The sequence below is a fragment of the Hyalangium ruber genome (genome assembly GCF_034259325.1).
Lineage (GTDB): Bacteria > Myxococcota > Myxococcia > Myxococcales > Myxococcaceae > Hyalangium_A > Hyalangium_A rubrum.
In genome coordinates, this window is the sequence record NZ_JAXIVS010000014.1 from 88,854 (window position 1) to 112,540 (window position 23,687).

Sequence of the window (23,687 nt, forward strand, 5' to 3'; positions counted from 1 at the left end):
CCCAAGCCCCTGTGGGAAACGTGTGGATAACCCGGGATGTTCTGAAGGCATGAGCAATATCAGGCGCTTGCGGACCGGGGGGCTGTGGAGGATCTGTGGATAAAGTACGCTTCTCCGATCAGCTCCAACAGGGGTGTCTCACGCTCGGTGTGAGTGTCGCCGAGGACGTCCCTCCTCGCCTCCACCAGCTCATGAATGAGCTGCTGAAGTGGAACGCGAAGGTAAATCTTACCGCCATCACCGCGCCCGAAGAGGTGCTCGAAAAGCACTTCCTCGACTCGCTCGCCGTGCTGCCCGAAGTGGAGGGCGCGGCCTCCCTCCTGGACCTCGGCGCCGGCGCCGGTTTCCCCGGTTTGCCGCTCAAGCTGGCGCGGCCTTCGCTCGCCATCACCCTGGTCGATGCGGTGAGCAAGAAGGTTGGTTTCATCAAGGCCGCCGTTGCCGCGCTCGGGTTGAAGGAGTCCCGCGGACTTCACGCTCGCGCCGAGGGTCAGCCCGAGGTGGAGGGCATTCCCCGCGCCGAGCTGCTCATCGCCCGCGCGTTCATGGATCTGCCCGACTGGCTCGACCTCGCGCCCGCGTACGTGCTGCCCGGTGGGCGCGTGGTCGCCATGCTCGGCAAGGCCCAGCCCGACTCGGAGCTCCACGCTCGCGCCGCCGAGCGGAACCTGCGCCTCGTGTCCGCGCGCCAGTACCGGCTGCCGTTCTCCGGCGCCGAGCGCCAGGTGGCCGTTTTCACGAAGGTTTGAGCCCGGAGGCCCGCCTCGGGGCGCGCTTGCCGCGAACCTGTCTGGTTGTCAGACAGGTTTGCCCGGAAGCCCGGCCTGGGGTGCGCTTTCGTGAACCTGTCTGGTTGTCAGACAGGTTTGCCTGGAGGCCTGGCCCTGGGGCGCGGTTCCCACGAACCTGTCTGGTTGTCAGACAGGTTTGCCTGGAGGCCCGGTCCGGGGCGCGCTTCCCATGAACCTGTCTGGTTGTCAGACAGGTTTGCCTGACTCGCCTGGCCTCGGGCGGTACTGCCTCTTGGGTGGCCTATGTCCGGTCGTGGCGGCTCAGCGGGCGTTCCACGCCACCGACTCGGAGTGCAGCGAGAGGATCCGCGCGCCTCCGCCTCCGGCCAGGCACGTCGTTCCTCCCGTCACCGTGAAGGTCGTCTCCGCCGACAGCCCGAGCGCGTTCGTCACCGTCGCGGTGATGGATGGCGTGGTGCCCGTCAGCACGCAGGGCGGTGGCGTCCACTCCACCTCGCTCTGTGTCGCCTCTCGCGCTGGCTCTCCCAATGTGCCTGTGCTCGCCGCCCAGCGGATGGAGAGCCCCCGCGCCTGCGGGTCGCTCGCCACCACTCGGAGCGTCACCGCCCGGCCCGCGACCAGGCTCAGCTCCGACTGGAACGTGCTCGTGATTCGGGGCGCGGCGTGTGCCTCCGATGCCGCTCGCCGGGGCTCCTCTCGGCGCGTCACCGGCTCCGCGCGCTGCTGCACGCAGGCACTCGCCACCAGCCCCAGCGCCGCTACCGCCAACCCTCGGCCCTTCCTGATCTGCTTCGCGTGCATGGGGCGCCCCTCCCGCCCTCCCAGGTCGGTACGGGCGAGGCGCACAGTGTAGGGGCCGTGGTCGCGAGGGCCAGTTTTTGGCGCCTCGGAAATCCCGAGTTACTCGATGTTCGTAGCGTTACCCGGGCTGTTCGTCATGTCGCTCTCATCCGCGCGGACCTTGCGCAGATTCGTCGTCTCGCTTGGACAAGCAGGGCCGTACACCTCGAGCGAGCGCACGTGTGCCCAGCCGCCGTTCCACTGGGTGCCCTGGAAGCGCACGTACCGCGCCGACCGCTGCGGGAACGACACCCGCCGCGCCACGTTGTTGTCCTGCGGCTCGTTGCGCACCCTGTGCAGGTAGGTCCAGTGCGTGCCGTCGAGGCTCGTCTGCAGCAGGCTCTCGGCGCTCGGGCCGTAGTTCGTGTCCCACGCCCAGTCCACCACCACGGTGTCGAGCAGTCGCGGGCTCCCCAGGTCCACCTCAAGCCACGCTCCCGTCGATGCGTTGCTGCGCCAGACCGTGCCCGCATCATGGTCGAACGCGCTCCCCGGTGTTCCGGTCCCCCAGTGCCCCGTGGCGCTCGCGGTGCCTTCCTTCGCGAACTCACAGAGCCGGGGCTGATGGTTGGGGACTCGCGCCTCGCTGATCTCCCGGCTGGCGCGGCCGGCCTCGTGGGCCAGCACGCTGGTCAGCCCGGGAGCGTGCATTACCTGGCGTTTCGAGCCTCTGGACTTCGGCGGCAGCGGGGACGGGTGTATCTGCGAGACCGTCGAGCAGTCCTGATTCACCACCCTCGGCGGAGGCTGCGTGGAGCGGCCCGTGAGGACTCCGGCGCCAAAGAGCACCAGGGCCGCGCTCGTCCCCGCCATCACGGGCCATATCCGGCTGCGGCGAGAGCGCGCCACCGGGGCCCGCTCGGGCTGCTCGAGCTCCCGGAGTGCCTCGGCGGCCGAGGTGAAGCGCTGGCGCTTGTCCGCCGCCGTCAGCCTGCCGAGGAACGCTCGGAACGCGGGGGAGACGTTCACGGTCGCCGCCAGCGGTTCGAGTCGGGCCGAGCGCTGCTTGCCCGAGGGCTCCCCGTTCAGCGCGTCCACCAGCGTGACGCCCAGCGAGTACAGGTCCGTGGTCGCATCCAGCGCGCCCACCGGTTGATCAGGCGGCATGTACCGGGAGGGCTGTTCGCCCGCGCCGTCCGGCACCCACGCCGCGCCGAAGTCCACCAGGAAGAGCGCCTCGTCCGGACGGCGGATGAGGTTGGCTGGCTTGAGGTCTCCATGGAACACCGGCGGGGTGCGCCCCTGCAGGTACTGGAGGATGTCGAGCACCTGGCGCGCTAGCTCCCGCGCTTCGCTTTCCGTGGGGCGGCGGCTGGACAGCACGGCCTCCAGGGAGGTGCCCTCCATGAACTCCTGCGACAGGTACAGCCGCATGTCGAGCCCCAGGCCGAACTGGAGCATGTCCAGGTAGCGGGGGATGCGCGGGTGGGTGAGGGCCTGGAGCTGGCGGGCCTCCTGGTGGAAGGCCGCGAGCGTGGCGGCGTCGGGCTCGGAAGAGAAGGACAGCTCCTTGAGCACCACCAGTCCGTCCGTGTCCTCCGCCAGATAGGTGCGGGCCGGGCCTCGCTGCCCGAGCAACTGACGCACCTGATACGGCCCCACGCGCACCGGCGTGCCGCAGTGGACGCAGCGCTCGCCGCTGGGCTGCTGGCCGCAGTAGGGGCAGAGGCCTGGAGGGGGAGGGGGACCCTCCCTCGAGGTGCTTCCCGGTCGTGCCGACATGAACGTCTTCCCTCCGTATGCGGGCGCGCATTGTCCGTCGGCGCGTGGGTTGGGAACAAGGGGCGCGGCGCCGATGGAGGAGGGCAGGGGGCGCTTTGTTCCACGTGGAACGTCACGGGGCGGCCTGGTGCGTGGGGCGCGGGGCGGCGGTCCTTATATAGGTGTGGACGGCGATGGACTCCGGCGGGTGTTGGCGCGCGCGGAGACTGCCCTGTTCCACGTGGAACGTCCGCGCGTGGGCGGGCGGGAGGATGGGGCTCGCGAGGTGCTCGCTGCCACGGGTCGGGCGTGCTCGGCGTGAGGCGCTGGCTTTGAGGGGCGGGCGTGTTCCACGTGGAACGTCCGCGCGCGTGAGAGGGCGGGAGGATGGGCAGCGCGAGGTGTCCTCTGCCACGGGTCGGGCGTGCTCGTCTTGAGGGCTCAGGGGGCGGGTATGTTCCACGTGGAACGTCCGCGCGTGGGAGGGCGGGAGGATGGTGCTTGCGAGGTGCTCGCTGCCACGGGTCGGGCGTGCTCGGCGTGAGGGCTCAGGGGGCGGGCATGTTCCACGTGGAACGTCCGCGCGCGCGAGGGTTGGAGCATGGGCCGCGAGGTGTGCTCTGCCACGTGTCGAGCGTGCTCATCAAGAGGGCTCCGGGGCGGCCCTGTTCCACGTGGAACGTCCGCGCGCGGGAGAGCTGGAGGATAGGCCGCGCGAGGTGCTCGCTGCCACGTGTCGGGCGTGCTCGTCGTGAGGCGCTGGCTTTGGGCGTGGGCGTGTTCCACGTGGAACGTCCCCGCTCAAGGGCCGCGCCCTGTTCCACGTGGAACGTCCGTCCGTGGAGGACTCGCGGATGGGCGCCAGGGGATGTTCGCTCTCCCTGGGCCGGACCTGTTCCACGTGGAACGACCGCCCGGATGGGGTGGCGCATGGGCGCGTGGAGGGCCTCTCCCCGGGACCGGTTTCGGCCCCTCCCGGCGCGGCCCGCTTCATGGGCCAGGGCTGTTCCACGTGGAACAGGGTGGGCCCATTTGGGGGGCCGGAACCCGCCTCCGGGCCCTCTCCCGGTGGGGGAGGGAGCGGCCAAAACATGGCACTGGATCCATCCGGAGTTTGGTGGCTTGATGCCCGCGCACCACACGCCCCGGACACCGGGGCTGAAGAGGATGGGTACGTGGGTCGAATCATCTGCATCTCCAACCAGAAGGGCGGCGTCGGCAAGACCACCACCGCCATCAACCTGGCGGCCAGCCTCGCCTCCGCCGAGCGCCGCACGCTCCTGGTCGACATGGACCCCCAGGGCAACGCCGGCAGCGGCCTGGGGCTCAAGCGCGACATGCTCCAGGGCACCGTCTATGAGGCGCTCCTCAATGGCCGCCCCATGAAGGAACTCGTTCACTCCACCGAGCTGCGCTACCTCCAAGTCGTCCCCGCCACCCCCGACCTCACCGGCGCCGAGGTGGAGCTCGTCAACCAGGAGCGCCGCGAGTTCCGCCTCCGCGACGCGCTGCGCCCCCTGGCCGCCGAGTACGACTACGTCCTCATCGACTGCCCCCCGTCGCTCGGCCTGCTCACGTTGAACTCGTTGGTGGCCGCCGACTCCGTCCTCATCCCCCTGCAGTGCGAGTACTACGCGCTCGAGGGTCTCTCGCAGCTCACGCACACCGTCGACCTCGTGCGCCAGGGGCTCAACAAGGACCTGAAGATGGAGGGCATCCTGCTCACCATGTTCGACTCGCGCGCCAACATCGCCAACCAGGTGGTGGACGAGGTCCGCGGCTACTTCAAGGACCAGGTCTTCGGCGTGGTTGTCCCCCGCAACGTGCGCCTCGCCGAGTGCCCCTCCTTCGGCAAGCCCATCCTCCTCTATGACATCAAGTCCAAGGGCTGCGAGAGCTACCTCGCCCTCGGCCGCGAAATCATGAACCGCGAGGGCAGGAAGCCGCCCGCGCGCCGGGTTGCTTGATTCTCCTGGCCCGAAACCGCGAGCCTCCAATCCCCACCCTCCGCCCTCTCCTTCATAAGGAGAGGGGACCGGGAGACCCGACGTGCTGAACAACGCAGCCGACAAACAGAAGCGAGCCCTGGGCCGAGGCCTCTCCGCCCTCATCCCCCAGGCGGGCCCCGCGCCCGTGGCCAACACCGTCGCCGCCGAGCCCCCGCCGCGCGCCGGCGTGCTCAAGCTCCCCATCGAGGCCATCCACCGAGACAACGCTCAGCCCCGCCGCTTCTTCGATGAGACGAAGCTCGCGGAGCTCGCCGAGTCCATCAAGGCCCAGGGCATCCTCCAGCCGGTGCTCGTCCGCAAGGATGGCGACGGCTACAAGCTGATTGCCGGTGAGCGCCGCTGGCGCGCCGCCCAGCTCGCCGGCCTCAAGGAAGTGCCCGCCCTGGTGAAGGAAGTCACCGAGGCGCAGTCCTTCGAGCTGGCCCTGGTGGAGAACCTCCAGCGCTCGGACCTCAACCCCATCGAAGAGGCCGAGGGCTACCACCGCCTCGCCAACGAGTTCGGCCTCACCCAGGAGCAGATCAGCCAGCGCGTGGGCAAGGAGCGCTCCACCGTCGCCAACGCCCTGCGCCTGCTGGCCCTGCCGGAGGACGTGAAGAACCTGGTGGCCGACGGCACCCTGAGCATGGGCCATGCGCGCGCCCTGCTCGGCGTGCCCCGTCTGCCCGAGTTGCAGCGACTGGCCGTTCAGGTCGCCGAACAGAAGCTCTCGGTGCGCGACACCGAGAAGCTGGTGCAGCAGAAGCGAACCCAGAAGAAGGAGGGCGGGCGTCCTGCCAAGCAGAGCGCCCAAGCCCGTGCCCTGGTCGAGGAGCTGCAGCGGCTCCTGGGCACCAAAGTGCGACTCACGGAGAAGGGCCAGGGAAAAGGTACCCTGGAGGTGGACTTCTTCTCGTACGATGACCTCGACCGTCTCTTGAAGCTTCTCAGGAAGGAGTAGCGCGTGGCGCTCCTCGGCGGGAAAAAGGAAGAAGCACCCAGCAGCAGCTCCATCATCAGCAAGCCACTGTTCAAGCGGGAGGAGGATTCTGTGTCGACGCGTTCAGGTGATATGCACACGCTGCTCGCCAAGGAGAGTGAGTTCGAGGGCAAGCTCACCTTCCAGGGCCAGGTGCGTATCGATGGCAAGTTCAGTGGCCAGATCTTCACCCGGAGCCCGGACGACTCCCTGGTGATTGGTGAGACGGCCCGCATCCAGGCCGAGCTCAACGTGGGCACCGTCATCATCTACGGCACCGTGGAAGGCAACGTGAAGGCCAACCGCGCCATCGAGCTGAAGAAGAACGGCCGCGTGAAGGGCAACATCGAAGCCCCCACCCTCTCCGTGGAGCCGGGCTCCTTCTTCGAGGGCTCCTGCAAGATGGACGGCTCGCCCGCCGCCAAGCCCCCTGCACCGGGCGGCGAGAGGAAGTAGCTTCACCCCGTGCCGCGTCTCCCGCACAGGGCTCTGCTGGCAGCCGTGCTGGCGCTCACCGCGCTGGCCACTGGCTGCCCGGAGAAGAAGAAGGCGCCCGCTCCCTCGCCTGGGGGCGGGGCCGCAGAGACTACCCCTGAACGCATGTCTCCTCAGCGGGCGGGCGTGAAGGTGCCGCTGCCCCAGGGCTGGTCGGCCTCCGTCGCCGCGGATGACAGCTTCCAGGCCGGGCCGCCGGGCAAGCCCGTGCTCCGGGTGGATGTGCAGCGAGGCGAGGGGGCGAAGATGCCCTCGGTCGAGGCCCTGGCCGACTCCACCCGCGAGCAGTTCTCCGGCTTCGAGGTGTCGCTCGACCAGGAGGAGGGAGACGAGAACCTCGCCCTGGTTCGGATCACCCTCGCGCCCCGGCTCGATGGGGGCGTCATCGGCCCGCATGCCCCGGCCCTGCTGGGCGCCAAGCGCATTGGCGAGGACTTGTTCCTGTGCGCCACGTTGCCCGGCGCCGACACCGAGGAAGTGCGGCTCGCCACCGAGGCCTGCCGCGACATCCAGGTTCAGGCCGCCCCACGCTGACGGCTCACGCCGTACATCGTCGGAGACTGTCCCACCGCCCCGGAGGGCCAAAACGCTCAGCAGAGGGCATCCGCACGCAGTGGGGCTTCACGTTTTCGAAACGAATTCATAACCTATACCTTACGTCCAATTGCTGGACCGCCCTGGGCACCCACCCCGTGCCCGAGCTCTATAAGGAGTGAAGGCAATGTCTCTCCCCGAGCTGCTCCCCTCCGTTGTGACAGTCGTCGGGGTCATCGTCCTCGGAGCCCTGACGGCCGCCGGACTCGCCGGAGCCCGTCCTCGGCCCCAGCCCGTGCCCGTGCGGCGCAGTCCGCCCCGCCGTCGCTAAGCGCGGCGCGCGCGCTCAGCGCTTGAAGGCCAGCGAGAGCGCGAAGTCTCCTCCCGCATCCGTCCACCACGCCGCCAGGCTCAGTCCCGCCGCGGCCAGCTCCGCCTCCACCTGGGCCGAGCGGAACTTGCAGCTCACCTCCGTGCGCAGCACCTCGCCCTCCTCGAACTGGGCGAAGCGCTTGAGCGCTCCCAGGCGCACCACCTGGGTACGCAGGGAGATGAGCCGCATTTCGATCCACCCGTGCTTCTCGTTGAAGGGCGCCTGGTGCTCGAAGGCCTTCAGGTCGAAGTCCGCGTCCAGCTCGCGGTTGAGCACGCTCAGCACGTTGCGGTTGAAGGCCGCCGTGACTCCCGCCCGGTCGTTGTAGGCCGCGAACAGGCGCGTGCGGCTCTTGATCAGATCCGTGCCTAGCAGCAGCCCGTCTCCCGGCTCCAGCCCCGCGGCGAGCTCCTGGAAGAAGCGCGCGCGCGGCGCCGGCTTGAAGTTGCCGATGGTGCCGCCGAGGAAGGCCACCAGCCTTCGCCCGCCTCGCGGCAGGTGGCGCAGGTGGCGCTCGAAGTCGCCCACCACCGCATGCACGTGCAGGCCCGGGTACTCGCGCGCCAGCTCTCGCGCCGAGCGCCGCAGGAAGGTCTCGCTCACGTCGAAGGGCACGAAGCGCTGGAGCTGCCCGCGCGTCCCGAAGGCCTCGAGCAGCAGGCGCGTCTTCTCGCTGGTGCCGCTGCCCAGCTCTATCAGCGTGTCGGCGCCGCTCAGCCGGGCGATGTCCGCCGCGTGGGCCTCGAGGATTTCTCGCTCGCAGCGCGTGGGGTAGTACTCGGGCAGCCGGGTGATGTCGTCGAAGAGCTGGCTGCCCCGCTCGTCGTAGAGCCACTTGGGTGACAGCTCCTTGGGTGAGCCGCACAGGCCCGCCAGCGCCTCCTCGCGCAGCGCGGCCCGTACCTCCTCGGGCCGGGTATGCACCTCCACCGTGACGGGCTGCCCTCGCGCCGCCAGCGCGGCCTCGGCCTTCCAGCGCATCTGCCTCATGTCGCGTCCCTCGCGCAGCGGAAGCCGGCGAAGATCTGCCGGCGGATGGGGTAGTCCCAATTGCGGAAGCTGTTGCGCGCGGCCACCGGGGCGCTCGCCCACGCGCCACCGCGCAGCACCTTGTGCTCGGCGCCGAAGAAGACCTCGGAGTATTCGCGGTAGGGGAAGGCGCGGAAGCCCGCGTAGCCACCGAAGTCGCTCGAAGTCCATTCCCACACGTCCCCCAGCAGGCTCCACACTCCGTCCACGCTCCGTCCACCGCGATAGGAACCCACTGGTGCCGGGCCCCACGTGGAACCTCCCAGGTTGGCCTGGTGGTGCGTGGGCGGCGTGTCGCCCCAGGGGTACTCGCGTGGAGTGCCGTCGCTGCCGGCCGCGGCCTTCTCCCACTCGGCCTCCGTGGGCAGGCGCTTGCCCGCCCAGCGTGCGTACGCGTCCGCCTCGTACCAGCTCACGTGCTGCACCGGCTCGTCCTTGGGCAGCGGCTCCACGGACCCGAAGCGCCGGCGCAGCCACACGTGCTGGCCCTGCGGCAGCCAGAAGAGCGGGTGGCGCACGCGCTCGGACTGGATGAACTCCCAGCCCTTCGGGTGCCACCAGCGCGGCTCCTCGTAGGCGCCCGCCTCCACGAAGACCAGGTAGTCCCCGTTCGTCACCGGGTGCGCGTCGAGCAGGAAGGGCCCCACGTCCACCGTGTGCTCCGGGCGCTCGTTGTCGTAGGCCCAGGGGTGGGCGCTGCCCACGCGCACCGGGCCTCCGGGCAGGAAGACTTCGTGCTGGGGCACGGCGCCGGGGCGCGGGCGCTCGGTGGCCACCGGGCGGTACTCCCACGTCGTCATCAGCTGCAGCGTGGCGGCCAGTGTCTCCGCGTGCTGCTGCTCGTGCTGGGCCACCATGCCGAAGACGTAGCCGTTGTTGAGCAGTGGCTCGGGCGAGTCCTCGGGCAGCGCGTGCAGGTGTTCTTGCACCGCCTGACGTACACGGGCCGCGTAGGCGAAGGCTTGATCAGGCGACAGGAGTGAGAGCTGGGCGCGGGTGCGGCGCGGGTGGCGGAAGGCGTCGTAGAGCGTGTCGAAGCGCGCGTCCGTGAGCGCCGGGCCTCCCAGGGCTCGCAGCAGCCACTGCTCCTCGTAGTTGGCCACGTGCGCCACGTCCCAGACGAGGGGCGACATGAGCGGTGAGTGCTGGCGCACCAGCTCTGTCTCCGGCAGCCCGGCCAGCATGCCCAGGGTGCGCGCGCGCGCCGCCTCCAGCTCCCGCCACGCTCGCGCCTTCCACAGCGCCTGGGAGACCTGTGCTGCCTGTGCCCCGCCGATGCCCGCCATGAACCCTCACAAGTCCGCGCACGCCAGGGTGGTGCCTCCCCCCGGGGGATGCCTCCCTCCCTCATGGGTGGGGCTCTCGTTCGGCGCCCACCGCCACCTCGCCCCAAAGGATGAGGACTCACCGCCAGGAATCCACCCGGTAGCCGCTCCCCGAGGCGGATCTTCCAGGTAGATTGTTGGGACCCCAACTGTGCAGGTGGGGTCCACGGGCGGACCGTGGATCGCCGGACGCGGCTTCTCCGCATACCGTCCGGCGCCATACTGAGGCTCACCCCCATGTCCACGCGCAAATCCCAGACTTCGCTGCCCCCGGTGCGCCCGGGCGAGCCGACGCGGCCCTCACAAACCTCCGTGCCCTCGGGCGAGCCGGCGCGGCCGTCTCAAACAGGACTTCCGTCGGTGCGTCCGCCGGGTGAGCCGATGCGGCCTTCTCAGGCAGGGCTGCCTTCGGTGCGTTTGGGCGAGCCGGCGCGGCCGTCTCAGACGGGGCTGCCTTCGGTGCGCTCGGGCGAGCCGGCGCGGCCGTCTCAGACGGGGCTGCCTTCGGTGCGCTCGGGTGAGCCGGCGCGGTCGTCTCAGACGGGGTTGCCTTCGGTGCGCTCGGGCGAGCCGGCGCGGCCGGCTCAGACGGGGATGCGGTCGGAGGAGGGGGCGCTGCTGTCGCGGCTGCTGGAGGCGCAGGCGGAGCTCGCCGCGCTCGCCGACAAGGGCGAGGTGGAGGAGGTGATGCGCCTCATCGCCACGCGTGGCCAGGAGTTGTCGGGCGCGGCGGGGGCGGCGTTGGGCGTCCTCGAGGACGGGGAGATTCTCTTCCGCGCGAGCACGGGCAGCCTTTTGCGCGCGGTGGGGGAGCGGCCGCGGATGGCCTCGGCTTCGAGCATGGGCGGCCAGATGGCCCAGGCGCGTCAAATCCTGCGCAGCGATGACACGGAGCTGGACGCTCGGGTGGACCGCGCCATGTGCCGGAAGCTGGGCGCACGCTCGCTGCTGGTGGCGCCGCTGCTGTGCGGGGAGCGGCTGTGCGCGGTGCTGTTCGTGCTGTCGCCTCGGCCCAGCGCGTTCGGCGAGGCGGAGGAGCGGCGGGTGGCCCTGCTGGCGCGCGTGGCGGGGCCGCCGCTGGCGCACGCGGAGTCGGCGCGCTCGGCGCTCGGGCGAGAGCAGGAGCTGCGCGTCATCAAGGAGATGCTGCGGCGGCGGGACGCGGAGCTGGAGGTGGCGCTCCAGGCCATGGACGCGGCGGCGTACGTGGTGGCCGAGGGCGGCACGGTGCGGGCCAACCGGAGCGCGCTGGAGCTGCTGGGGGAGAACAGCGCGCTGGCGCTCAAGGGGCACCCGGCGGCGCTGGCCGAGCGGCTGCTGCCGAGGCTTCCGGAGACGCAGGCGCGGGTGGGGCTGGAGGAGGATCCGCTGGCGCAGGCGCTCCGGGGACAGCCGAGCACACGCGAGCTGGTGGTGCGCCACGTGCGCCACGGGACGGATGTGCTGGTGCGCAGCGCGGCCCTGCCGGTGCGGGTGGATGGGGCGGTGGTAGGCGCGGTGGTGGTGCAGACGGACGTGGAGGCGCGGCGCCAGACGGGGGCTCAGGCCGAGCAGTTCCTGGCGCTGGTGGAGCGCTCCTCCGAGTGCATGGCGATGACGAGCTTCACGGGGCGGCCGGTGTACCTCAACCCTGCGGGGCGGGCGCTGCTGGGCTTCGAGAGCCAGGAGGCGTTCCGCGCCAGCCCCGTGCTGGACATGTACCTGCCGGAGGACCGGGAGGCGGCGCGCCTGGCCTTCACCGAGGTCCGCGAGCAGGGCCACTGGGAGGGCAAGCTGCGGCTGCGCGAGCCGCGCACGGGCGCGGCGATTCCGGTCTGGCACCAGCTCTTCACGCTGGTGGCCAAGGAGACGGGACGGCCGGTGGCGCTGGGCTCGGTGATTCGGGACCTGCGCGAGTCCCAGCGCGAGGAGGAGGTGCGCGAGCGGCTGATGGACATCATCGGCAATGACTTGCGCACGCCGCTGTCGGCGATCGCGGTGGGGGCCTCGACGTTGCTGCGGCGCGGGGCGCTGTCGGAGGTGGATACGAAGGCGGCGGTGCGCATCGCCCAGAGCGCGGAGCGGATGGGACGGCTGGTGGGGCAGGTGCTGGACTTCACGCGGGCGTACCTGGGCGCGGGGCTGGTGCTGCTGCGCACGCGGGTGGACCTGGACGTGGTGGCGCAGGACGTGGTGGCGGCGGCGGAGCTGGAGCACCCGGACCGGTTGGTGCGCTACGCGAAGCGGGGCGACTCGCGCGGGCTGTGGGACCGCGAGCGGCTGTCGGAGCTGTTGTCCACGCTGGTGCGGCACGCGCTGCTGGCCAGCCCCGTGGAGAAGGCGGTGGATGTGAGGCTGCGGGCGGAGGGCGAGGAGGTGCTGCTGGAGGTGCATCGCGCCGGGGCGCCGATTCCGCCCGAGGTGCTGCCTCGGTTGTTCGATGCGTTCCGTCCTCCTATCGCGGACGACGCGGGCCACGAGCACGAGGGGCTGGGACTGTTCAGCACGCGGGCCATCGCGCGGGCACACGGGGGCGAGGTGGAGGTGCGCTCGAGCGCGGCGGAGGGCACGACGTTCCGGGTGCGGCTGCCGCGAGGGCCCTCGGCGGAGCGGTGAGTCTGTGGCGCGAAGAGGGCGCGAGGTGACGTGGCGGCTGCCGTGGGCCGTGTTGGGCGTGGCATTGCTGCTGAGTGGTTGCGCGAGCGCGCCTCGGCCGGTGTCAGCGTGGGAAGGCAGCGGAGGGGGAGGCGGGCTGCCGGTGGTGTGGGGGAGCGCGGAGCCGAGCGCGCTGGGCCGGTACATGGCCTTCATCGTCCGCAAGGAGGGAGAGCTGCGGCGGCCCGGGCTGTCGGTGGAGGAGCGGAGGCGAGGCTTCCGGGTCGTGGCGGAGATGATGGTGTGGCAGCACGGGAAGGACGAGGCGGCGCTGTCGCGGACCGAGCCGGAGGTGCTCTACCGGCAACTGGAGGCGGCCCAGGCTGAACGCGACGCGGAGGAGGAGGCGCGCATTGCCGCCGTGGAAGCGAAGCTGGAGGAGTTCCTGGAGTGGGGGAACCGGCGCTGGGCGCGGAGCTCGGTGCGCTTTCGCAAGGTGGGGCGCGAGTACCTGCTGACGGAGCACCCGCTGAGGAGGCAGAGCGAGGATGCGCTGACGGCGGCGGTGCTGGACTGGGCCTTCACGCACACGCAGGACCCGGACTTTCCGCGCAAGAGCCCGAACGAGGTGGCCGTGTACCTGCTGGCCAGGCGCAGCGAGCTGGCCACGGCCATCGAGCTGGGACAGCAGGCTCGGCCGCACCTGGACTACACGCCACGGTCGGAGGAGCCGGAGGCCACGGCCGAGGAGCTGGTGGTGGAGGTGTTGGTGGGCTTCATCCCTGCCGTGGGAGAGGCGGCGGACATCCAGGGCGCGCTGGTGGGGTACAGCGTCACCGGGAGGAAGCTGAGCCCGGGAGAGCAATTGCTGGCGGCGGTGGCGGTGCTGGTGCCGTTCGTCTCGGGCGGAGTGCTGTCGGGAGCGGAGGAGGTGGGGCGCGCGGCGCTGCTGACGGGGCGAGGACTGGAGGAGGTGCGGGTGCTGCAGCGGGTGGCCTCGCACCTGAGTCCGCAAGAGGCGGCGGAGGTGGAGCGGATGCTGCGCGCGGCCTCGAAGGGAGAGCCGCTCGCGGAGGCGGAGGTGGAGTTCCTTCGGCGAATCGCTCGGAAACTGGAGCAGCCCTTGAGCGAGGCGGCCGAGACGCTACGGCAGGGGGGCCGAGTGCCCTTCCTGGGCGTGCGGACGGGGGAGGGCGGTGGGCGACTGGTGCCGGGCGAGCCAGCGCACATGGCGCAGTGCTGGGTGGACTACCAGTTCCGCCATCCGAGCCGGTATCCGCGCTTCGCGTACGCGCCGGCCGAGGAGTGGAAGCGGCTCTACCGAACGATTCTGCAGAACAAGGAGGCGGGCACGGCTTTCGAGCAGGGCGTGCTGAGCGCGCGAGGCTACGAGAAGAACCGGGCGCTGATGATGCCGCCGCTGGAGAGCACGGTGCGGGGCTTCATCCCGGACGCGGTGCAAGGTGCGCCGGGCGAGCTGGTGTGGGGCAGGGCGTACCGCTTCGTGGAGGTAAAGGCGCGTGGAAAGCTGGACCTGGGAGGCAACCTCAAGGCCATGCTGGAGTACGTGAAAGAGTACGGAGGCCAGGTCGAGCTATGGGTGCGCTCCGCCAGGCATCCCGAGGGCGCAACGCGACTCTCCAAGCCGCTGCAGATTTCCTTGGAAGAACTGAGGTCCGCTGGCAAAGCAGTCATCCTGTATCACCCTTAGGAAGCCCCACCTCTGATGCAGTACTTCGATACAAAGATCTGGCTTCCTCCCGAGATTCCGTCGACCGAGCGCGTCTGCAGGTTCCTTCGTCTCGTCTTCGAGGAATACCGATGGTTCCGGCCCACGCGGTACGGGTTCGCCTTCATGGATGGGAAGCTCGACCCGGAGCACGTGGACTACGACGCCCTGGGGGCTTTCTACGAGGAGCGCAAGGTGCTGCGCGTAGCGGCGCGCACGGATCGCGACTACATCTCGATCTTTCCCGCGAAGGGGGACGCCTCGCGGCCCGAGCCTGAGTTTCCGTATACAGGGAAGATCCTCTGGACCACCTCCGCGAAGGAGGCCGCAAAGCCCCGGTGGCGTGCCGCGCACCTGCGTCAGGTCCAGGAACTCATGTCGCTCGTGGGATCGCCTCTGGCACAGGCTGGCATCGACGAGGACTTCGACCGCAAGACGAACCGGCTCGTTCCCAACGCCGATGGGTTCGGTCAGCAACAGGTTTTCACCGTGCGCGACTACAGCGAGGGGCTCGCGGGCCTGTACTGGCGCAACTTCCTCGGTGCCCCCTTCGTCCGGCTCTTCTCCGAGCGTCTCGACGCGCTCCCCGCTGAATGTCGGCAGGAGCTCGGAGACGAGCTCGTTCTGGTGCAGCCCTACGAACTCCCCTCCCAGGCCGGTACTCCCGAGGGCGACGCTCGTGAGCGCCAGCTCATCTCGGTGCTCGGCCCGGAGTGCTTCTACGACCACGAGCGCCACGTGAAGCCCACGCGGCGCCCTCCGCTCGGGCCGCCCGTCCACTGACACGCCGAGCGGCTCGATGCACCCGTTGCCCAGCTATCGGACGACCTTGATGTTGAACAGCGGCGTCTTCTGCGCTCCGTAGAGCCGCACCCACAGCGCCAGGTACGTCTCCGTGCCCCGCGCCATGCTGATGTCTCCCAGGTCGTGGATCGTCTTCCAGCCGAACTGCGTCTTGAGGAACTCGCCTACCGTCGCCTTCGCCGCCGCGTCGTTGCCGCAGACGAACAGGTCGTGGTCCCCGCCGTTCACCTTCCCCGGGTTCACCATCACCTCCGCCGACACCGTGTTCAGCGCCTTCACGATTTTCGTCTCCGGGAACGCCGCTTGGAGCTGCTCACCCAGCGAGTCCGTGTTCCCCGCGAACAGCGTCGGCGGAAACCCCTTCGAGAAGTCCAACGGGTTCGTCGTGTCGATGACGACCTTCCCCTTGAGCGGCCCCGCTCCCGCCGCCTGCAGCGCCTCCACCGCGCCGAACCCCAGCGTGCAGTGGAAGATCAGCTCTCCGAACGAGGCCGCGTCCGCGAACGTGCCCTGCGACGCCTTCGCCCCCGCGCCCTTCGCCCACGCCACCGCCTTCTCGTTGTTCGCCGTGCGCGAGCCCATCTTCACCTCGTGCCCCAGGGACACGAGCTTGCTGCCCAGGGTCGCTCCCACCACGCCGGTTCCGAAAATGCCGATCTTCATGTCGCTCTGCTCCTTGCGCTGTGTGGCCGTCAAAGTACCCCGCTGCCGCGCCGGTTGAGAATCACCGGCTCTCTCAACCCTCCGTCAACTTTGGGTTAACAATGCACCCATGGACCTGTTCTCCGGCGTGCTCCCCTTTCTCCACACCGCGGAGGAGCGCAGCTTCCGCAAGGCCGCCGCCCACCTCGGCGTGACGACCGCCGCCGTCAGCAAGGCCGTGGCCCGGCTCGAAGCCGAGCTGGGCGTCACCCTGCTCAACCGCACCTCGCGCCACGTGTCCCTCACCCCCGAGGGCACCACCTTCCTCGAGCACTGCCGCGAGGCCGTCACCCGCATGCAGGCCGGGCGCGAGCTGCTGGCCCAGTCGCAGAAGGTCGCCGAGGGCGTGCTCAAGGTGTCCATGCCGCTCATCCTCGGGCGGCTCGTGGTGCCGGAGCTGGGGCGCCTGGGCGCGCGTCACCCGCGCCTGTCCTTCAACCTCTCGCTCACCGACCGCTTCACCCGCATGGCCGAGGAGGGCGTGGACGTGGCCGTGCGCATCGGCGAGCTGGAGGACTCCAGCCTCGTCTCCCGCACCCTTCGCGTCCCTCAGTGGGTGACGGTGGCCTCGCCCGCGTACCTCGGGCGCCATGGCACCCCGCGCCAGGCCAAGGAGCTGGAGCGCCACCAGTGCCTGAAGTTCGTCACCCCCTCGGGCGTCACCCGCGAGTGGAGCTTCCGAGACCGGCGCGAGGCCCGCCCCGTCACCGTGCGCACGCCGGACAGCTTCCGCATCGATAACGGCGAGCTGATGGTGGAGGCCTCCGTGGCGGGGCTCGGCATCTGCCAGGCGTTCGACTTCGTGGTCACCGAGCACCTGCGCGCCGGGCGCCTGGTGGAGGTGCTGGCCCCCTACGCCGCCGAGGGGCCTCCCATCCGCGCGCTGTGTCTGCCTCGCCGCCAGAACACGCCCCGGGTGCGCGTGTTCCTCGACTTCCTCCAGCAGCTCCTCAGCCGCGAGCGCTGAGCCCCGCTAGTTCGCCCCGCAGCCGATCCACTCGCTCAGCTGGCGCCGCTCCGCGTCCGTGGGCCGAGGGTCTCCCGGCGGCATCTCCGTGTTCACCGCGCTGCCGTCCGCGCCCGCCTCCGCGTCGATGTCCCGCAGGTGCGCGCGGATGCCCTCGATCGTGTCGTAGTTGAAGTCGGGCGGAGCTCCGTTGCGCGCGGCGCCGGTGCGCGTCGAGCTGTGGCAGCGCGTGCAGTAGCTCTGGAAGAACGCCAGCCCGAAGTTCTGCGCGGTGAGCGTGGTGCCTCCCGTGGGGCAGTCACTGACGGGCTCGGGAGTGGGCTCGGAGTCTCCGCCGCAGCTTCCCAGCACGAGCGCGGCGAGAGCTCCCACGGCGACAGCGATACGGCGCGGAAGAGACGGCATGGCGGAAGGCCTCCGAGGGGTGGTGGCAGCCCCTGCGCGCGGGCGAATCCCGCGAAGCCCGCCGAAGGTGAAGGCCGCATGCCCAGCCGACAAGCTCCCGGCCGTCCCACTCCGCGTTCGGCGCAGGACAGGGGTACACGGCGCGTGCCTGCCTTCCCGCCGAGCGGGCGAGAGCCCGGGCGATCCGCTCATCCTGTCTGCCTCGCGTCCACTGGATGACAACCCTCTGGAGAGGCGGGGCCGGATCAGGCCTCCCCCGCGCCCGTTGCGCGGCACCCCTCGAGGAGGCACGGCATGGCGTGGTCCACCACTCCCTGGTCGGCGAAGAACGGGCTGGGTTTCGGAATGCTGGCCGGTGTCGTCTTCGCCGTGGCCGAGTCCCTGGCCTCCTGGATGGGAGGCAGCGGGCTGCTCACACCCGCGCGCTATGCCGCCAGCGTGGTGCTGGGAGACCGCGCCCTGGGGGTGACGCCGCTGGCGCTCACCGTCGTGGTGGGCGTGGGCGTCCACTTCATGTTCTCGGCGTTCCTCGGCGTGGCCTACTCGCTCATCGACGCGCGCCTGTCGCCCGAGCTGCGCTCGCGAGTCACGCACCAGACGGCGGTGGGCATGCTCTTCGCCATCGGCGTCTGGGTGGTGACGTTCCAGTTCATGGGGCGCGGCTACTTCCCATGGTTCCTGGAGACGCCGCAGTTCTTCCAGATGTTGATGCACGCGTTCTGCTTCGGCCTGCCGCTGGGGCTGCTGTTCGCCGCGGCCGAGCGTCGCCGGGTGGCCATCGCCGCCTTCGAGGAGCGCACGCTGGAGGAGCAATCGCCTCCGTGAAGCGAGGCATGACACCCGAGCCATGAGGAGAGGGCCGATGAGACGGTGGATTCTGGCGGGAGCGCTGGCGCTAGGCATGAGCGCGGTGGCGGGCGAGGGCAAGCGCGGCGAGTGTCCAGTGCCAGCGGCGGATGACGCGACGGTGGGCGTGAGCGCCGGCGCGGGCGGCGCCGCGGATGTGGAGCCCGGCCCCTGGGCCCACGTGGACAAGTCGCCCCAGCCCGGAGACGTGCGCCAGCGACTCTATGGCCAGGTGTCCCACGAGCTGGGCCTGGACCGAGACCGCTCCGGCGCGCCCCTACGGCGGGGAGAGGCCCTGGGCGGCGGAGGCAAGGCGGGAGGCGAGGAATACGCATGCGCCGAGGCGCTCTCCTCCCAGGAGCACGTCACGCTGGTGTCCGGCACGCTGAGCTTCGCCTCGGGCAACGTGCTCTCCATCGACGTGCCGGGGCAGGGGCCGATGAAGCTGCTCGCCGACGAGGGTACGTGCGCGGTGCAGGCCCGTCGTGTGCGCTCCATCGAGTCGCTGCAGGAGGGCACCGAGGTACGCGCCTCCTACGTGCTGAAGGACGGAGCGTCCGTGGCGCGGGTGGTGCGCGCCGAGCCCGAGCGTCCCCAGCGCTGAGCGGCCGGGGGGGAGTCCTCCCCGGGCACGGCTCGTCGTAAGGTGGGGGGATGCACGAGGAGCTCCTGCAGAAGATGGCCCGTGCCCGGGATGCCGCCTACGGCACGCTGGGGAGGATGGAGGCCGACGTCCTCACCTTCATCCTCAACCCCACCTTCAACGGCGGTCCGCGCTGGCCCAGCCTGCGTCAGGCCTGGCGGGTCATCCACCGCCCGGGCGGCATGCTGCTCGCCAGCGACGGGCTGTCGGATCCGTTCGATGACCAGGACGGGCCCTCCATGGGCTTCGGCATCGAATGCATCCTCGAGACGGACGAGCCGCTGCCGCGCGTGCAGGACAGCTGGCCCTTCCAGGCGCTCGTGCAGGTGTGCCAGACGGCCGCGGGCCACGGCGGCCTGCGCCAGCTGCTCGATGAGATGAAGCTCGTGTCGGTGGAGCTGTCCGGCGAAGGCATGCCCGATTCGCTCGTCACCGCCGATGACTCGGTGGGCGTGTTGCTCGGCATGGGCTCCAGCACCCTGCCCACCCTCATCCAGACTCCCGCCGGAGACGTACACCTGGTCACCGTGAAGCTGCTGCTCGCCGAGGAGCTCGAGTACGTGCGACAGAACGGTGCCAAGGGCCGCGCCGAACTGGCCCGCCGCTTCGCGCGCAACGGTGAGGAGCACCTGTCGCGCGCCCGTCGCGCGCCCGTCATCTGAGGCACGAAGTCCACATCCAAAGACCTCTTCACTAAACGCTTAGGGTATGATGGATCGACATGACCCTCAGGGTTACTCCGATGCGCCGCCTGGGGCGCGTCGGACCCCCGAAACGGAATGGCGAACCCATGGAAAAACCCCTTGCGAGCATTCTCGGAGCCGTGGCGCGCACCGCACGCATGCGGGCGGGATTGACCCAGGAAGACGTGGCCGAGCGCATCGGCATGGCCTCGGAAGTGTACGGGCGCATGGAGCGCGGGCAGATGCTGCCGCGCGTGGAGAACCTGCGGCGGTTGTGCCTGGTGCTCAACGTGCCGCCGCACGAGCTGCTCGGCCTGGAGGCGATGACGGGCGATGCGGGCTTCCCGTGGGAGGAGGCCAAGGGCCGCGCCGATGAGACCGCGGACATGCGGCGACTGCTGCGCCGCATGCGCAAGCTCAGCGCCGCGCAGGTGAAGCTGTTGAGCCTCATCGCCGGAGCGATGGTTCACAAGGGCAAGCCCGCCAAGGGCAAGAAGGGAACCCCGCGTCCGTGAGCCGGGCTACGGCAGCCGAGCCCCCCGCACGGTGGCGGTGCGCTGCCGGCCCTCGTCCCACAGCTGCAAGGTGAAGGTGCGCGGAGAGATTCCCGGGCCCGGCATCTCCAGCTCCAGCCACACGAAGTCCGAGGCCCCCGGGGCGAGCGGCTCCCTTCGCTGAATCCACAGCGCCTGCTTTACCTGTCCGGACGCGTCCGTCAGCGAGGCGCCCGCGAGCACCCAGGGACGGGCGTCCCGGTTGCGCAGCAGCACCTTCACCGCCAGCCGCGAGCGCGTGCCATGCAGGGAGAGGCGCTCCACCTGCACCACCTCCCCCGGGGCGGCGGTGAGCTCCGACTTGTCGAGCCGCAGCGCGCGAATGTCCCTTTCGTCGAACATGCCGCCGATCAACATGGCCGCCAGGCTCGGTGGGTCGCCGAAGGGCTCGGAAGTGCGCGCGCGCTCGGCCTGGCACTGCTGGAGCGCCGCCTCCAGCTGCTCGGCCCGCGCGGGGCAGGAGTCCGTGGGCGACGGGGGGCGGGACACCTCCACCAGTCGCTCGGCCTGGGCGGAGCGGGCCACGAGGCTGAACGCCGCGCGCGTGGGGGCGGTGCCCGGGGCGAAGCGCACCTCCAACCGAAGCCGCGCGGTGGCGGGGAGCTTCTCCGTGGGAACCAGCACCAGCGTGCGGCCGGCCGCCTCCACCCGCTCGAAGTGCTCACGTCCCTCCAGCACCACCTCGCCCTCGAGGAGGGGCGCGTCGAAGAGCAGCGTGGTGGACAGGCCCGGGGCGATGCAGACCTCGGGGGGAGAGGCCGTGCCATCCGCCAGCTCGAGGCGTCGGCCCTCCGGTTGGCAAGGGGCAGGCTGCGCCCGCGCGAGGGGGGCACCCGCCAGCGGCAGGAGCACCAGGAGGCGGACGAGGCATGAGGAGCGCAAGCGGCGGAACCTCCAGGGGGGGATGGCGCGCAGGCACCGCCTCTATCATGCCTCTGGAGCCAGGGAGGCGCACGGCCGCTGGTACGCCCCCCTGGCGGAACGGCTCAATGCTTGTAGAAGTCAGGGGACACGTAGGACACGGGCAGCACCTTCATCGCCCCGTCCTTGGAGCCCTTCAGGAAGGGCTGTCCGGTCTCCCCGTCGTCTCGGCCGACCAGGTGCCCGCAGAAGGGGAAGCGCCGGCCGTCCGGGAAGCGCACCTCGGTGAAGCGCGCATACAGCCTGTCGCCGATGAAGAAGTCGCCGATGATGGCGGTGCCCACCGGCATCTTCTTCCAGCGCAGCTGCTCGAAGGTGGTGACTTCGTGGCGCCCCTCGCGCACCAGCCAGAATTCGCCCTCCTCCCAGAACTCGCCCTTGTGGTTGCCGGGCATGGCGACTTCGTGGAGCACCGGCTCGGAGATGCCCAGGTCCCTGCGCATGGCCTCCGCGGCGCCCGGGGGACAGAGCTGCGAGAGCGCGCCGTCGGGGCGCACGACGGGGTCGGTGGAAGCACAGCTCCCCGTGAGGATGCAGGCGGCGAGCGCGCCGGCGAACTTGCTGGGCGGGCTGGCGCCGGAGCCGCGGGGCTGCTCCGGCTCCGGCGCCTGCGGGGGCTCGGAGTGCTTCGCGGGTGCTTTGGGCCTCATGAGGGATGGACCTTTCTGTGGTGGGAGGGAAAGGGGCGCCTGGACAAGGGGCCAGGTCCCGGCATCGGTAGAGGGGAGGGCGAAGGGAAGGGTGTCCTCGGTGCCCGAGTCGCTCGCCGTGAGCGGGGGGAGCGCCTCCAGCGGTGAAGGGGCCTCCATGGCGGTGGGCGGGGGCGGGGGCAGGCCCGGCGAGCTGTCTCCTCCGCCGCGCAGCGCCGCCAGGGCCACCGCGAGCAGCACCCCGGCCGTGAGGGTCGCGAGCGCCCAGCGCCACCGCCTCGGCGCCTGCCGCGCCGGCGCCACGGTGGGCGCGCTCGCCTCGCTCACGGGGGGCGGGGGCAGCCGCTCCAGGCTCGGCACGGGCACGGCGATGGGCGCGGCGACGGGTGCGGCGCCCATGCCCTCGGTCGTCGCGGTGTCCGCGCCGGGCAGCAGGGGCGCGTCCCACGCGGGCGCCTCGTCGCGCAGCAGCGCCTGGAACTGCTCATGCAGCACCCGGCCGCTGGCGGGGCGCTCCTCGGGGCGCTTCGCGAGCAGCCGCAGCACCAGCTCCGCCAGCGCGGGCGGCACGCTGGGGTTGAGCGTGTCCGGCGAGGCGGGCATCTTCGTTTCAATGAGCCCGATGAGGACATCTCGGGGCAGGTGCGGCGGGAAGGGCGGCGCGCCGGTGAGCACCTCGTAGAGCGTGGCGCCCAGCGCGTAGAGCTCATCGGTGGGCTGGAAGGGGTAGCGCGCCTCGGGGTCGGTGTACTGCTCGCGGTGGAAGCGCAGCGCCTCGGGGGTGCGCAGGTGCGGGGTGCCCGGCGGCAGCGGCCCCTCGGTGAGCGGCGAGGAGACGGCGGAGTGCTCGGCGGCGCCGAAGTCCACCAGCACCGGCTGCCCGTCGGCGGCGCGCACCAGGATGTTGGTCCCCTTCAAGTCGCGGTGGTGGACGCCCTGGGCGTGCAGCGCGGCCAGCGTGAGCGCCAGCGTGTCGAACAGGCGCACCACCTGGCGCGGCGTGGGGCGCGCCTGCTTCACCCAGTCCACGAGGGTGAGGCCCTCCACGTAGTCCATGACGACGTAGTGGAAGCCGCTGCGTGGGTCGGGCCAGCGCCCGTGTCCCCAGACGCGCACCACGTTGGGGTGGGAGATGAGCAGCAGGCAGGCCAGCTCGCGCCGCGCGCGCGCGTCCGTGCGATTGAGGTCCTCGCTGTCGGGCCCGTGGACGGCGAACTTGAGGGCATACTCGGTGCCGGCGGACTCCACGCGGAACACCGCGCCGAAGCCTCCCGTGCCCAAGGGGCCCTTGATGCGCCAGGGGCCCACCATCATGTCCGGCAGCAGGTGGCGGGGGTGCTGCATCAAACGCGCTCCAGAGACGCTTCGAGCAGAGCCGACCGCCGGCTCACCCGTCGCGTCTCCACCGGCCCGCCTTCGTGAGGGGCCATGTGACCCAGCAGGAGGGTCTGAATCAGTATGACCCGTAGGGAGGGTTGGTTCAAGAAAGATGACCCATTGGGTTGAGCCAAGGGTGCGTGACGTGTCCACGAGGCGTGCGAGCCGCTAGAGTCGGCGCATGGTCGACGAGCTGGTGCGAACGCTGGGACTCCGGCCTCACCCGGAGGGCGGTTACTACCAGGAGACATACCGAGCGCCGCTGCGGGTGGAGACGCCGCGAGGGCCGCGCTCGGCGGGCACGGCCATCTACTACCTGCTGCCGCGCGGGGCCTTCGCCGCGTGGCACGAGGTGGCCTCGGACGAGGTGTGGCACTTCTACGACGGGGCGCCGCTGACGCTCTACCTGTTGAGTGAGCGAGGGCTGGAGACGGTGGTGCTCGGCCGGGACGTGGCGCGCGGCGAGCGGCCTCAAGTGGTCATCCCCGCCGGGGTGCTGCAGGCGGCGCTACCGAAGGGGGACTACACGCTGGTGGGCTGCACGGTGGCGCCGGGCTTCGACTTCGCGGACTGGCGGATGCCCCCGCGCGAGGAGCTGCTGGCCCGCCACCCGGAGCACGCCGAGCTGGTGCGCCAGCTCACCCACCCGGGCTGAGCCGGGCGGGGGAAATGCACCTCCCGCATATAATGATGCGGGAGGTCTCCGGAGGCAGGGAGGATGTGGGTGCATGGCGCGTAAAGCCGCCGGCATGCGCACGTTCCCACGCAACTTGTTCTCCGCCGGGCGGATACCTCTTTTGTACCGAGATTTTCGCC

22 protein-coding genes are annotated in these 23,687 nt (G+C 70.7%); 14 read left to right on the forward strand and 8 right to left on the reverse strand.

Annotated features, from left to right (window positions below):
• The first annotated feature begins 95 nt into the window (after positions 1 to 95).
• Positions 96 to 749, forward strand: a complete 654-nt coding sequence (gene rsmG / locus SYV04_RS33040) for a 16S rRNA (guanine(527)-N(7))-methyltransferase RsmG (RefSeq protein WP_321549976.1) — start codon at positions 96 to 98, stop codon at positions 747 to 749.
• 303 nt (positions 750 to 1,052) lie between these two features.
• Here the strand turns inward: rsmG and SYV04_RS33045 are convergent, their stop codons facing one another.
• Both SYV04_RS33045 and SYV04_RS33050 read right to left on the reverse strand, forming a co-directional pair.
• The gene (locus SYV04_RS33045) at positions 1,053 to 1,553 is read right to left on the reverse strand and encodes a hypothetical protein (RefSeq protein WP_321549977.1); all 501 of its coding nucleotides are present in this window, start codon (positions 1,551 to 1,553) and stop codon (positions 1,053 to 1,055) included.
• Between the two features lie 99 nt (positions 1,554 to 1,652).
• Positions 1,653 to 3,314, reverse strand: coding sequence for a protein kinase domain-containing protein (locus SYV04_RS33050; protein WP_321549978.1), 1,662 nt, complete (start codon positions 3,312 to 3,314; stop codon positions 1,653 to 1,655).
• A 1,154-nt stretch (positions 3,315 to 4,468) separates the two neighbouring features.
• Here SYV04_RS33050 and SYV04_RS33055 point away from each other — a divergent pair.
• The 4 genes from SYV04_RS33055 to SYV04_RS33070 all read left to right on the forward strand — a co-directional run bounded on the left by SYV04_RS33055 (position 4,469) and on the right by SYV04_RS33070 (position 7,289).
• Positions 4,469 to 5,260 carry a ParA family protein gene (locus SYV04_RS33055; RefSeq protein ID WP_321549979.1) on the forward strand — a complete coding sequence of 264 codons (792 nt, stop codon included), beginning with the start codon at positions 4,469 to 4,471 and terminating at the stop codon, positions 5,258 to 5,260.
• Between the two features lie 85 nt (positions 5,261 to 5,345).
• Positions 5,346 to 6,242, forward strand: a complete 897-nt coding sequence (locus SYV04_RS33060) for a ParB/RepB/Spo0J family partition protein (RefSeq protein WP_321550161.1) — start codon at positions 5,346 to 5,348, stop codon at positions 6,240 to 6,242.
• Between the two features lie 3 nt (positions 6,243 to 6,245).
• Positions 6,246 to 6,716 carry a bactofilin family protein gene (locus SYV04_RS33065; RefSeq protein ID WP_422723997.1) on the forward strand — a complete coding sequence of 157 codons (471 nt, stop codon included), beginning with the start codon at positions 6,246 to 6,248 and terminating at the stop codon, positions 6,714 to 6,716.
• Positions 6,717 to 6,860: 144 nt separating this feature from the next.
• Positions 6,861 to 7,289: a hypothetical protein gene (locus tag SYV04_RS33070; RefSeq protein WP_321549981.1), complete on the forward strand. Its 429-nt coding sequence runs from the start codon at positions 6,861 to 6,863 to the stop codon at positions 7,287 to 7,289.
• A 346-nt stretch (positions 7,290 to 7,635) separates the two neighbouring features.
• Here the strand turns inward: SYV04_RS33070 and egtD are convergent, their stop codons facing one another.
• Complete coding sequence (gene egtD, locus SYV04_RS33075) at positions 7,636 to 8,652, reverse strand: L-histidine N(alpha)-methyltransferase (RefSeq protein ID WP_321549982.1); 1,017 nt, start codon at positions 8,650 to 8,652, stop codon at positions 7,636 to 7,638.
• Positions 8,649 to 9,977 carry an ergothioneine biosynthesis protein EgtB gene (egtB, locus tag SYV04_RS33080; RefSeq protein ID WP_321549983.1) on the reverse strand — a complete coding sequence of 443 codons (1,329 nt, stop codon included), beginning with the start codon at positions 9,975 to 9,977 and terminating at the stop codon, positions 8,649 to 8,651. The genes egtD and egtB overlap by 4 nt, the downstream gene beginning before the upstream one ends.
• 276 nt (positions 9,978 to 10,253) lie before the next feature.
• On the opposite strand from egtB, the gene SYV04_RS33085 reads away from it, so the two are divergent.
• From SYV04_RS33085 to SYV04_RS33095, 3 genes are read left to right on the forward strand one after another with little or no spacing between them, the layout of a single operon-like run.
• A complete protein-coding gene (locus SYV04_RS33085; RefSeq protein ID WP_321549984.1) occupies positions 10,254 to 12,611 on the forward strand; it encodes an ATP-binding protein in 2,358 nt (785 codons plus the stop codon).
• Between the two features lie 25 nt (positions 12,612 to 12,636).
• Positions 12,637 to 14,301 carry a pre-toxin TG domain-containing protein gene (locus SYV04_RS33090; RefSeq protein WP_321549985.1) on the forward strand — a complete coding sequence of 555 codons (1,665 nt, stop codon included), beginning with the start codon at positions 12,637 to 12,639 and terminating at the stop codon, positions 14,299 to 14,301.
• A 15-nt stretch (positions 14,302 to 14,316) separates the two neighbouring features.
• Positions 14,317 to 15,102 carry a hypothetical protein gene (locus SYV04_RS33095; protein ID WP_321549986.1) on the forward strand — a complete coding sequence of 262 codons (786 nt, stop codon included), beginning with the start codon at positions 14,317 to 14,319 and terminating at the stop codon, positions 15,100 to 15,102.
• Positions 15,103 to 15,135: 33 nt separating this feature from the next.
• Here the strand turns inward: SYV04_RS33095 and SYV04_RS33100 are convergent, their stop codons facing one another.
• Positions 15,136 to 15,786, reverse strand: coding sequence for an NADPH-dependent F420 reductase (locus SYV04_RS33100; RefSeq protein ID WP_321549987.1), 651 nt, complete (start codon positions 15,784 to 15,786; stop codon positions 15,136 to 15,138).
• A 109-nt stretch (positions 15,787 to 15,895) separates the two neighbouring features.
• On the opposite strand from SYV04_RS33100, the gene SYV04_RS33105 reads away from it, so the two are divergent.
• The gene (locus tag SYV04_RS33105; protein ID WP_321549988.1) at positions 15,896 to 16,792 is read left to right on the forward strand and encodes a LysR family transcriptional regulator; all 897 of its coding nucleotides are present in this window, start codon (positions 15,896 to 15,898) and stop codon (positions 16,790 to 16,792) included.
• 6 nt (positions 16,793 to 16,798) lie between these two features.
• Here SYV04_RS33105 and SYV04_RS33110 read toward each other — a convergent pair whose 3' ends face one another.
• Complete coding sequence (locus SYV04_RS33110; protein ID WP_321549989.1) at positions 16,799 to 17,197, reverse strand: c-type cytochrome; 399 nt, start codon at positions 17,195 to 17,197, stop codon at positions 16,799 to 16,801.
• 294 nt (positions 17,198 to 17,491) lie between these two features.
• On the opposite strand from SYV04_RS33110, the gene SYV04_RS33115 reads away from it, so the two are divergent.
• The 4 genes from SYV04_RS33115 to SYV04_RS33130 all read left to right on the forward strand — a co-directional run bounded on the left by SYV04_RS33115 (position 17,492) and on the right by SYV04_RS33130 (position 19,884).
• The gene (locus SYV04_RS33115; RefSeq protein WP_321549990.1) at positions 17,492 to 18,022 is read left to right on the forward strand and encodes a hypothetical protein; all 531 of its coding nucleotides are present in this window, start codon (positions 17,492 to 17,494) and stop codon (positions 18,020 to 18,022) included.
• A 37-nt stretch (positions 18,023 to 18,059) separates the two neighbouring features.
• The gene (locus tag SYV04_RS33120; protein ID WP_321549991.1) at positions 18,060 to 18,647 is read left to right on the forward strand and encodes a hypothetical protein; all 588 of its coding nucleotides are present in this window, start codon (positions 18,060 to 18,062) and stop codon (positions 18,645 to 18,647) included.
• Positions 18,648 to 18,697: 50 nt separating this feature from the next.
• Positions 18,698 to 19,348: a suppressor of fused domain protein gene (locus SYV04_RS33125; RefSeq protein ID WP_321549992.1), complete on the forward strand. Its 651-nt coding sequence runs from the start codon at positions 18,698 to 18,700 to the stop codon at positions 19,346 to 19,348.
• Positions 19,349 to 19,476: 128 nt separating this feature from the next.
• On the forward strand, positions 19,477 to 19,884 hold the full coding sequence (locus SYV04_RS33130; protein ID WP_321549993.1) for a helix-turn-helix domain-containing protein: 408 nt from the start codon (positions 19,477 to 19,479) through the stop codon (positions 19,882 to 19,884).
• 6 nt (positions 19,885 to 19,890) lie between these two features.
• Here the strand turns inward: SYV04_RS33130 and SYV04_RS33135 are convergent, their stop codons facing one another.
• The gene (locus SYV04_RS33135) at positions 19,891 to 20,805 is read right to left on the reverse strand and encodes a DUF2381 family protein (RefSeq protein ID WP_321549994.1); all 915 of its coding nucleotides are present in this window, start codon (positions 20,803 to 20,805) and stop codon (positions 19,891 to 19,893) included.
• Positions 20,806 to 20,909: 104 nt separating this feature from the next.
• Positions 20,910 to 22,838 carry a serine/threonine protein kinase gene (locus SYV04_RS33140; protein WP_321549995.1) on the reverse strand — a complete coding sequence of 643 codons (1,929 nt, stop codon included), beginning with the start codon at positions 22,836 to 22,838 and terminating at the stop codon, positions 20,910 to 20,912.
• 214 nt (positions 22,839 to 23,052) lie between these two features.
• Between SYV04_RS33140 and SYV04_RS33145 the strand changes: the two genes are divergently transcribed.
• Positions 23,053 to 23,526 carry a cupin domain-containing protein gene (locus SYV04_RS33145; RefSeq protein WP_321549996.1) on the forward strand — a complete coding sequence of 158 codons (474 nt, stop codon included), beginning with the start codon at positions 23,053 to 23,055 and terminating at the stop codon, positions 23,524 to 23,526.
• Positions 23,527 to 23,687 lie beyond the last annotated feature (161 nt).

Excerpts from the sequence above, each read along its gene's own strand:
- egtD (WP_321549982.1), bottom strand. The coding sequence starts at position 8,652 with ATGAGGCAGATGCGCTGGAAGGCCGAGGCCGCGCTGGCGGCGCGAGGG.
- SYV04_RS33070 (WP_321549981.1), top strand. The coding sequence starts at position 6,861 with ATGTCTCCTCAGCGGGCGGGCGTGAAGGTGCCGCTGCCCCAGGGCTGG.
- egtB (WP_321549983.1), bottom strand. The coding sequence starts at position 9,977 with ATGGCGGGCATCGGCGGGGCACAGGCAGCACAGGTCTCCCAGGCGCTG.
- SYV04_RS33130 (WP_321549993.1), top strand. The coding sequence starts at position 19,477 with ATGGAAAAACCCCTTGCGAGCATTCTCGGAGCCGTGGCGCGCACCGCA.
- SYV04_RS33125 (WP_321549992.1), top strand. The coding sequence starts at position 18,698 with ATGCACGAGGAGCTCCTGCAGAAGATGGCCCGTGCCCGGGATGCCGCC.
- SYV04_RS33110 (WP_321549989.1), bottom strand. The coding sequence starts at position 17,197 with ATGCCGTCTCTTCCGCGCCGTATCGCTGTCGCCGTGGGAGCTCTCGCC.
- SYV04_RS33105 (WP_321549988.1), top strand. The coding sequence starts at position 15,896 with ATGGACCTGTTCTCCGGCGTGCTCCCCTTTCTCCACACCGCGGAGGAG.
- SYV04_RS33050 (WP_321549978.1), bottom strand. The coding sequence starts at position 3,314 with ATGTCGGCACGACCGGGAAGCACCTCGAGGGAGGGTCCCCCTCCCCCT.
- SYV04_RS33120 (WP_321549991.1), top strand. The coding sequence starts at position 18,060 with ATGAGACGGTGGATTCTGGCGGGAGCGCTGGCGCTAGGCATGAGCGCG.
- SYV04_RS33100 (WP_321549987.1), bottom strand. The coding sequence starts at position 15,786 with ATGAAGATCGGCATTTTCGGAACCGGCGTGGTGGGAGCGACCCTGGGC.
- SYV04_RS33140 (WP_321549995.1), bottom strand. The coding sequence starts at position 22,838 with ATGCAGCACCCCCGCCACCTGCTGCCGGACATGATGGTGGGCCCCTGG.
- SYV04_RS33145 (WP_321549996.1), top strand. The coding sequence starts at position 23,053 with ATGGTCGACGAGCTGGTGCGAACGCTGGGACTCCGGCCTCACCCGGAG.
- SYV04_RS33115 (WP_321549990.1), top strand. The coding sequence starts at position 17,492 with ATGGCGTGGTCCACCACTCCCTGGTCGGCGAAGAACGGGCTGGGTTTC.
- SYV04_RS33085 (WP_321549984.1), top strand. The coding sequence starts at position 10,254 with ATGTCCACGCGCAAATCCCAGACTTCGCTGCCCCCGGTGCGCCCGGGC.
- SYV04_RS33095 (WP_321549986.1), top strand. The coding sequence starts at position 14,317 with ATGCAGTACTTCGATACAAAGATCTGGCTTCCTCCCGAGATTCCGTCG.
- SYV04_RS33045 (WP_321549977.1), bottom strand. The coding sequence starts at position 1,553 with ATGCACGCGAAGCAGATCAGGAAGGGCCGAGGGTTGGCGGTAGCGGCG.